Origin of the sequence: Pseudomonas sp. PB106, from assembly GCF_009764645.1 — a bacterium.
GTDB lineage: Bacteria > Pseudomonadota > Gammaproteobacteria > Pseudomonadales > Pseudomonadaceae > Aquipseudomonas.
In genome coordinates, this window is record NZ_RWIM01000121.1 from 38,504 (window position 1) to 47,003 (window position 8,500).

Below are 8,500 nucleotides of genomic sequence, written 5' to 3' on the forward strand. Positions count from 1 at the left end.
TCCTTAAATTCGGTTTCAGGTGCGCGAAGGCGTTAAATGGTAAACGCGTCTTGCAGGAGTTTTTCCTGCTGCTCGGCGTGCATCGATGCGTAACCACAAGCAGGTGCAGCAGAAGCCTCACGGCCCGCGTACTCAAGTACGAGAGACTTGTCGAGGTTCCCGATGCTGCGACGCAAGTGGTGCTGGCTGCAGTACCAGGCGCCCTGGTTCATCGGCTCTTCCTGACACCAAACGGCATTTTTGACGTTGGTGTATGGAGCCAGGACTTCTTTCAAGTCGTCCTCAGGGAATGGGTACAGCTGCTCGATACGCACGATGGCGATATCTTCACGGCCTTCGGCACGGCGTTTTTCCAACAGGTCGTAGTAGACCTTGCCGCTACACAGAACAACGCGCTCGACCTTTTTCGGGTCCAGAGCATCGATTTCCGGGATCACGGTCTGGAACGAACCTTCGGCCAGATCTTCCAGCGTCGAGATGGCCAGCTTGTGGCGCAGCAGCGACTTCGGCGTCAGCACGATCAACGGCTTGCGCAGCGGACGAATCACCTGACGACGCAGCAAGTGGTAGATCTGTGCTGGCGTGGTCGGTACAGCTACCTGAATGTTGTGCTCGGCGCACAATTGCAGGTAACGCTCAAGACGTGCCGAGCTGTGCTCAGGGCCCTGACCTTCGTAACCGTGTGGCAGCAACATGGTCAGACCGCAGAGACGGCCCCACTTGTGCTCGCCGCTGGTGATGAACTGGTCGATTACAACCTGTGCACCGTTGGCGAAGTCGCCGAACTGGGCTTCCCAGATCACCAACGCATCCGGCGTGGTGGTCGAGTAACCGTATTCGAACGCCAGTACCGCTTCTTCCGACAGGAACGAGTCGTACAGGTCAAAGCGCGGCTGACCGTCGTACAAGTGTTGCAGCGGAATGTAGGTGCCCGCGTCTTTCTGGTTGTGCAACACAGCGTGACGGTGCGAGAACGTGCCACGGCCGATGTCCTGACCGGTCATGCGGATCGGGTGACCTTCGAACGCCAGGGTCGCGTACGCCATGGTTTCGGCGTAACCCCAGTTGATCGGCAGGCCGCCGGCTTGCATCTTCTGACGGTCTTCGTAGATCTTCGACACTTGACGCTGAACCACGAAGCCTTCCGGAATTTCCAGCAGCTTGGCGGACAGTTCCTGCAGGGTCTTCAGATCGAAACGCGTGTCGTGACGCGCAGTCCAGGCGTGACCCAGATACGGACGCCAGTCCACGAACAACTCTTTGTTCGGCTCTTTGACCAGCGATTTCACTACGTGCAGACCGTTGTCCAGCGCGTTGCGGTATTCGTCGACTTTCGCCTGAACACGCTCTGCGTCGAGCACACCGCCCTGGGTCAGACGATCAGCGTACAGCTCACGGGTGGTGCGCTGTTTGGTGATCTGCTGATACATCAGAGGCTGGGTGCCGCTTGGCTCGTCAGCTTCGTTGTGGCCGCGACGACGGTAGCAGACCAGGTCGATCACCACGTCACGCTTGAACTGCATGCGGTAATCGATAGCCAGCTGGGTCACGAACAACACGGCTTCCGGATCATCACCATTCACATGGAGAATCGGCGCCTGGATCATCTTGGCAACGTCGGTGGCGTACTCGGTGGAACGCGAGTCCAGCGGGTTGCTGATGGTGAAGCCAACCTGGTTGTTGATCACGATGTGCACGGTGCCGCCGGTCTTGAAACCGCGGGTCTGCGACATCTGGAAGGTTTCCATGACCACGCCTTGACCGGCGAAAGCCGCGTCACCGTGGATGGAGATCGGCAGAACCTTCTCGCCAGTGGCGTCGTTACGACGATCCTGACGGGCGCGAACCGAACCTTCGACCACCGGGGAAACGATTTCCAGGTGGGACGGGTTGAACGCCATGGCCAGGTGAACTTCACCGCCGGCGGTCATCACGTTGGACGAGAAGCCCTGGTGGTATTTAACGTCACCGGAACCGAGCTCGACCTTCTTCTTGCCTTCGAACTCGTCGAACAGCTCGCGCGGGTTCTTGCCGAAGGTGTTGACCAGTACGTTCAGACGGCCACGGTGGGCCATGCCGATGACGACTTCCTTGGTGCCGTAGGAACCGGAACGCTGGATCAGTTCGTCGAGCATCGGAATCAGGCTTTCGCCGCCTTCCAGACCGAAACGCTTGGTGCCCGGGTATTTGGTGCCCAGGTATTTTTCCAGGCCTTCACCGGCAGTCACGCGCTCAAGCAGGTGGCTCTTGATGTCGGCGGAGTACGTCGGACGACCACGCACGCTTTCCAGACGCTGCTGGAACCACTGGCGCTGCTCGGAATCGGTGATGTGCGTAAATTCAGCGCCGATGGTGCGGCAATATGTCTGCTGCAACGCTTCGTGAATTTCGCGTAGGCTCGCTTCCTCTTTGCCGATGAACAGGTCGCCGGCACGGAAGGTCGTATCAAGATCGGCATTGGTCAAGCCGTAATGATTGATCGACAGGTCTGCAGGTGCAGGACGCTGCCACAGCCCCAGCGGGTCAAGCTGGGCTGCCTGGTGGCCACGCATACGGTAGGCCTGGATCAATCGCAGCACTTCAACTTGCTTCTTCTCGTGCTCACTGCTCACGCTGCCGGCGGAAACCGGTTGAGCGCGGCGCTGGTTCTTTGCCAGCAGCACGAAATGATCGCGAATTGTCGAGTGCGAAACATCAGTGGCAGAGTTGCCGTCGGCAGGCAACTTCTGAAAGTAGGTGCGCCACTCTTCTGGCACAGCGTTAGGGTCGTGCAGGTAGAGCTCATAAAGCTCTTCCACATAGGCAGCGTTTCCACCTGAAAGGTAGGCGCTGTTCCACATGCGCTGCATCACGCTTTCTTGCATGCTTGGTCACCCTCGGTTAGGGGAACACCATCGATGTCGACACCGAGCAAACTTGCAGAAGTCCGAATGCAGCGACTAAAACAAGCCACTTAGGATCACACTGATAGTCCGGGTACCAGCCCGGATGCCCCTGCTTGTCTCATTTCTTCAAAATAAGAGCCGCAGCTTATGACTACTGCTCTGGTTATAGCCATGACGCGGGTTGAAGCCCGCGCCACAGCCTCTACGGTACAGCGGTTACAGCAGCTGAATCACACGCCGCTCGAAAGCAGCATGTTACGGATGTGACCGATGGCCTTAGTCGGGTTCAGGCCTTTCGGACATACGTTGACGCAGTTCATGATGCCCCGGCAGCGGAATACGCTGAACGGATCATCGAGCGAAGCCAGACGCTCGTTGGTCTTGGTGTCACGGCTGTCTGCCAGGAAGCGATAAGCTTGCAGCAGCGCAGCTGGACCCAGGAACTTGTCCGGGTTCCACCAGAAGGACGGGCAAGAAGTCGAGCAGCAAGCGCACAGGATGCACTCGTACAGACCGTCGAGCTTTTCGCGCTCTTCTGGCGACTGCAGACGCTCGATGGCCGGAGCCGGCGTGTCGTTCTGCAGGTAAGGCTTCACCTTCTCGTATTGCTTGTAGAAGATGCTCATATCGACGACCAGGTCACGGATAACCGGCAAACCTGGCAGCGGACGAACGATCAACTTGTTACCTTTTACAACGGCGGACAGTGGCGTGATGCACGCCAGACCGTTCTTGCCGTTGATGTTCATGCCGTCGGACCCGCAGACGCCTTCACGGCAAGAGCGACGATAGGAGAAACCTTCGTCCTGCTCTTTGATCAGGGCCAGCACGTCCAGCACCATCAGGTCTTTACCACCGGTATCGACCTGGAATTCCTGCATGAACGGCGCAGCGTCCTGATCAGGGTTGTAGCGATAAACACTGACTTTCAACATGGCGGTCACCCTTAATAAGTCCGGACTTTAGGTTCGAAAGTCGGAACAGTCTTCGGCGAGAAGTTCACGGCACGCTTGGTGACGCGCTTGTCACCCGGGAAGTACAGGGTGTGGCACAGCCAGTTTTCGTCGTCACGATCTTCGAAGTCTTCACGGGCGTGAGCACCGCGCGACTCTTTACGTACTTCGGCCGCGATGGCGGTAGCTTCAGCCACTTCCAGCAGGTTTTGCAGCTCCAGCGCTTCGATACGGGCAGTGTTGAACGCCTGCGACTTATCGTTGATCTTCACGTTGGCGATGCGGGTACGCAGGTCAGCAAGCTGAGCGATACCTTTCTGCATGTATTCACCGGTACGGAATACGCCGAAGTAGTTCTGCATGCAGCTTTGCAGCTCGCGACGCAGGGTAGCGACGTCTTCGCCGTCGGTACGGCTGTTCAGCGCGTTCAGACGCGACAGGGCAGCTTCGATGTCAGCTTCGGTAGCGTCGTCATATTCGATGCCGTCGGTCAGTGCTTTTTCCAGGTGCAGGCCGGCAGCGCGACCGAATACCACCAGGTCGAGCAGCGAGTTGCCGCCCAGACGGTTGGCACCGTGAACCGATACGCAAGCCACTTCACCTACCGCGAACAGACCAGGAATGATCTGATCCACGCCTTCGGCGTTCTGGGTGATCGCCTGGCCGTGAATGTTGGTGGCAACGCCGCCCATCATATAGTGGCAAGTCGGGACAACCGGAACCGGCGCAACAACCGGGTCAACGTGAGCGAAAGTCTTCGACAGTTCGCAGATGCCTGGCAGACGGCTGTGCAGCACTTCCTCGCCCAAATGGTCGAGTTTGAGCATTACGTGGTCGCCATTCGGACCGCAACCGTTGCCGGCGATGATTTCTTTAACCATCGAGCGAGCAACCACGTCACGACCGGCAAGGTCTTTGGCGTTCGGAGCATAACGCTCCATGAAACGCTCGCCGTGCTTGTTGATCAGGTAACCACCTTCACCACGGCAACCTTCTGTAACCAGTACACCGGCGCCGGCGATGCCGGTCGGGTGGAACTGCCACATTTCGATGTCCTGTACCGGCACGCCAGCACGCAGAGCCATGCCGACGCCGTCACCGGTGTTGATCAGGGCGTTGGTGGTGGAAGCGTAGATACGACCAGCACCGCCGGTAGCCAGTACGGTGGCCTTGGCGCGGATGTAGGTGGTTTCGCCGGTTTCGATGCAGATCGCGATCACACCGACGAAGTCGCCTTCCTGGTTTTTCACCAGATCGACAGCGTAGTACTCGTTCAGGAACGTGGTACCGGCTTTCAGGTTGCCCTGATAAAGGGTGTGCAGCAGGGCGTGACCGGTACGGTCGGAAGCAGCGCAAGTACGCGCAGCCTGGCCACCTTTACCGTAGTCCTTGGACTGACCACCGAACGGACGCTGGTAGATACGGCCTTGCTCGGTACGCGAGAACGGCAGACCCATGTGGTCCAGTTCGAAAACTGCAGCCGGGCCTTCCTGACACATGTATTCGATAGCGTCCTGGTCACCGATGTAGTCGGAACCTTTGACGGTATCGTACATGTGCCAGCGCCAGTCATCGTTCGGATCAGCGGACGCGATGGCGCAGGTGATGCCGCCCTGAGCGGATACAGTGTGCGAACGGGTCGGGAAAACCTTGGTGATCACGGCAGTCTTGTGACCGCCCTGCGCCAGTTGCAGCGCAGCGCGCATGCCGGCACCGCCACCACCAATAATGATGGCGTCGAAAGAAATCGTTGGAATGTTAGCCATGAATCAGATACCCCAGAGAATCTGCACACCCCAGACGAAGTAAGCGAACATCGCGATGCCGCAAACTGCCTGGAAAAGGAAACGTACTGCGGTCGCGGACTTGCCCAGCGCCATTGGCGTCAGGTAGTCGGTCGCGATGGTCCACATGCCGACCCAGGCGTGAGCGCCAAGGGCAACGAGGGCCAGCAGACTGAAGATACGCATCCCGTTGTGAGCGAACAGGCCGTGCCACTGGTCGTAGCCAATGCCCGGATTCGCTGCAAGGTATCCGATCAGGAAGATGAAATAAGCCGCGAGAACAACCGCAGACACACGTTGCGCCATCCAGTCATAGAGGCCCGAACGCGAAAGGTTCGTAACGCTGGTTACCATATCCAAACTCCTGCCAGAACGATCAACACCACGGAAACGGCGATGATAATTTTCGAGCCCAGGCGGCCGCCTTCCAGCGTCTCACCGATGCCCATGTCCATGATCAAGTGGCGCACACCGGCTACCAGGTGATACAGCAGAGCGGACAGGAGGCCCCATGCTACGAACTTGGCCAGCGGGCTGGTCAAGCATGCCTTCACCTCGGCAAAACCTTCCTCGGAACCCAGAGATTTGCCCAATGCATAAAGCATGAAGCCGATACCCAGGAAGAGGATGATGCCGGAAACACGGTGAAGAAACGACGTAACGCCGGTGATGGGGAGTTTGATGGTCCTTAGGTCTAGGTTTACAGGTCGTTGGCTTTTCACGGCTTTTTTTTCACACTGAAGAGCCCCTAACAATCAGGGCAAAGTTGTTGGGGAGTGCACTGGTCAGGTAACCACCACCCAGGGATGCGACCCCCAATAAAGCAGGCCCAAAAGCCCTTGGCGGTCGGTGGCCGAGTATAGACAGTTAGGCTACTAATGACAACGCAATCACCTACCCCCAATAGCTGATTGCACAAGTTGCATAAAAGGCGTAAATGGCAGTCAATTTCGAGGAAAAAGTCCGCTTAAAGCCTTCTGGAGCAAGACTTTAGGCAAATTGACATTCGAATTTATCTCACTATAGTGGTGCGGGCCCTGCGTGGGGGGTCTGTCTGATGGTTCAAGCATAAATAGGAGGCCACATGGCTGACAAAAAAGCGCAGTTGATCATCGAGGGCGCAGCCCCCGTCGAGCTGCCCATTTTAACCGGCACCGTTGGTCCCGATGTTATTGATGTTCGGGGCCTGACGGCCACGGGCCGCTTCACTTTCGACCCGGGTTTCATGTCGACCGCCTCGTGCGAATCGAAGATCACCTATATCGACGGCGACAACGGCATTCTGTTGCACCGCGGCTACCCGATCGAACAGCTGGCTGAAAAGTCGGACTACCTGGAAACCTGCTATCTGCTGCTCAACGGCGAACTGCCGACCGCAGAACAAAAGGCCCAGTTCGTCAGCACCGTGAAAAACCACACCATGGTTCACGAGCAGCTGAAAACCTTCTTCAACGGCTTCCGTCGTGACGCCCACCCGATGGCCGTCATGTGCGGTGTAGTCGGCGCCCTCTCGGCCTTCTACCACGACTCCCTCGACATCAATAACCCGCAGCATCGCGAAATCTCCGCGATCCGTCTGGTTGCCAAGATGCCGACCCTGGCAGCGATGGTTTACAAGTACTCCATGGGCCAACCCATGATGTACCCGCGCAACGACCTGACGTACGCGGAAAACTTCCTGCACATGATGTTCAACACCCCGTGCGAGATCAAACCGATCAGCCCGGTACTCGCCAAGGCCATGGACCGGATCTTCATCCTCCATGCCGACCACGAGCAGAACGCATCGACTTCCACCGTGCGCCTGGCCGGCTCTTCGGGTGCCAACCCGTTCGCCTGTATCGCCGCCGGTATCGCCGCACTGTGGGGCCCTGCCCACGGTGGTGCGAACGAAGCCGTACTGACCATGCTTGACGAGATTGGCGATGTTTCCAACATCGACAAGTTCATCGCCAAGGCCAAGGACAAGAACGATCCGTTCAAACTGATGGGCTTCGGTCACCGCGTTTACAAGAACCGCGATCCTCGCGCGACTGTAATGAAGCAGACCTGCGACGAAGTACTGAAGGAACTGGGCATCAACAACGATCCGCAACTCGAACTGGCCATGCGCCTGGAAGAGATCGCCCTGACCGACCCGTACTTCATCGAGCGCTCGCTGTACCCGAACGTCGACTTCTACTCGGGGATCATCCTCAAGGCGATCGGCATTCCGACCAGCATGTTCACCGTGATTTTCGCGCTGGCACGTACTGTTGGCTGGATCTCTCACTGGAAAGAAATGCTCTCCAGCCCGTACAAGATTGGCCGTCCGCGCCAGCTGTACACGGGTTATGAGTCGCGTGATATTTCCAAGCTGGAAGATCGCAAATAAGACCTGTCTTGCGATAACGTCTTAAGTTGTACCGGGAACGGCCTCTATTTATATAGGGGCCGTTTTGTTTGTGCTGGTTTTTTGGTTGGGGGCATATCCGTTGCTGCGGGTGCTGCCGCTGGCGGTTTCGCTCTTACAGCGACTCACTTTTCCAAACGCCGGAATGCCGGCCCAGCGAAAAGTAAGCAAAAGGCTTTGCCCCCGGCGTACGGCACTTCGCCTAGGCTCAGTGTTCCCTCGCTACGGTGTCCATCCGGGGGCATCGCCTCCGGTTTGCTTCGCTGCACCTCCTCTCGATGTATGCGGCTACGCCGCACGGTCGCTGCGCTCCCACCCCCTGATGAACACCTTCGCTCGGCCTGCCGAAGGGGCAAAAAATCAAAAGCCACATCAAAAGCCAAAGCCAAAGCCAAAGCCAAAGCCAAAGCCAAAGCCAAAGCCAAAGCCAAAGCCAAAGCCAAAGCCAAAGCAGATCAAAAGATCGCAGCCTTCGGCAGCTCCTAC

6 protein-coding genes are annotated in these 8,500 nt (G+C 57.6%); 1 reads left to right on the top strand and 5 read right to left on the bottom strand.

Annotated elements, in window-relative coordinates; all coding sequences use genetic code 11:
* Positions 1 to 32 precede the first annotated feature (32 nt).
* The 5 genes from EJA71_RS16600 to sdhC form a co-directional block, all read right to left on the bottom strand.
* The gene (locus EJA71_RS16600; protein ID WP_093439917.1) at positions 33 to 2,864 is read right to left on the bottom strand and encodes a 2-oxoglutarate dehydrogenase E1 component; all 2,832 of its coding nucleotides are present in this window, start codon (positions 2,862 to 2,864) and stop codon (positions 33 to 35) included.
* A gap of 251 nt (positions 2,865 to 3,115) precedes the next feature.
* Positions 3,116 to 3,820, bottom strand: a complete 705-nt coding sequence (locus EJA71_RS16605; RefSeq protein WP_007919888.1) for a succinate dehydrogenase iron-sulfur subunit — start codon at positions 3,818 to 3,820, stop codon at positions 3,116 to 3,118.
* Between the two features lie 11 nt (positions 3,821 to 3,831).
* Positions 3,832 to 5,604, bottom strand: a complete 1,773-nt coding sequence (sdhA, locus tag EJA71_RS16610; protein ID WP_158958539.1) for a succinate dehydrogenase flavoprotein subunit — start codon at positions 5,602 to 5,604, stop codon at positions 3,832 to 3,834.
* A gap of 3 nt (positions 5,605 to 5,607) precedes the next feature.
* A complete protein-coding gene (sdhD, locus tag EJA71_RS16615; protein ID WP_007919900.1) occupies positions 5,608 to 5,976 on the bottom strand; it encodes a succinate dehydrogenase, hydrophobic membrane anchor protein in 369 nt (122 codons plus the stop codon).
* Positions 5,970 to 6,344 (bottom strand): succinate dehydrogenase, cytochrome b556 subunit, encoded by a 375-nt coding sequence (sdhC, locus tag EJA71_RS16620; RefSeq protein ID WP_034156251.1) that lies wholly within the window; start codon positions 6,342 to 6,344, stop codon positions 5,970 to 5,972. The genes sdhD and sdhC overlap by 7 nt, the downstream gene beginning before the upstream one ends.
* A gap of 362 nt (positions 6,345 to 6,706) precedes the next feature.
* On the opposite strand from sdhC, the gene gltA reads away from it, so the two are divergent.
* Positions 6,707 to 7,996 (top strand): citrate synthase, encoded by a 1,290-nt coding sequence (gene gltA / locus EJA71_RS16625; RefSeq protein ID WP_007919904.1) that lies wholly within the window; start codon positions 6,707 to 6,709, stop codon positions 7,994 to 7,996.
* The last annotated feature ends 504 nt before the right edge of the window (positions 7,997 to 8,500 follow it).

What these genes read in the sequence shown, in the direction of transcription:
- EJA71_RS16600 (WP_093439917.1), bottom strand. Translation starts at nt 2,864, where the DNA reads ATGCAAGAAAGCGTGATGCAGCGCATGTGGAACAGCGCCTACCTTTCA.
- EJA71_RS16605 (WP_007919888.1), bottom strand. Translation starts at nt 3,820, where the DNA reads ATGTTGAAAGTCAGTGTTTATCGCTACAACCCTGATCAGGACGCTGCG.
- sdhA (WP_158958539.1), bottom strand. Translation starts at nt 5,604, where the DNA reads ATGGCTAACATTCCAACGATTTCTTTCGACGCCATCATTATTGGTGGT.
- sdhD (WP_007919900.1), bottom strand. Translation starts at nt 5,976, where the DNA reads ATGGTAACCAGCGTTACGAACCTTTCGCGTTCGGGCCTCTATGACTGG.
- gltA (WP_007919904.1), top strand. Translation starts at nt 6,707, where the DNA reads ATGGCTGACAAAAAAGCGCAGTTGATCATCGAGGGCGCAGCCCCCGTC.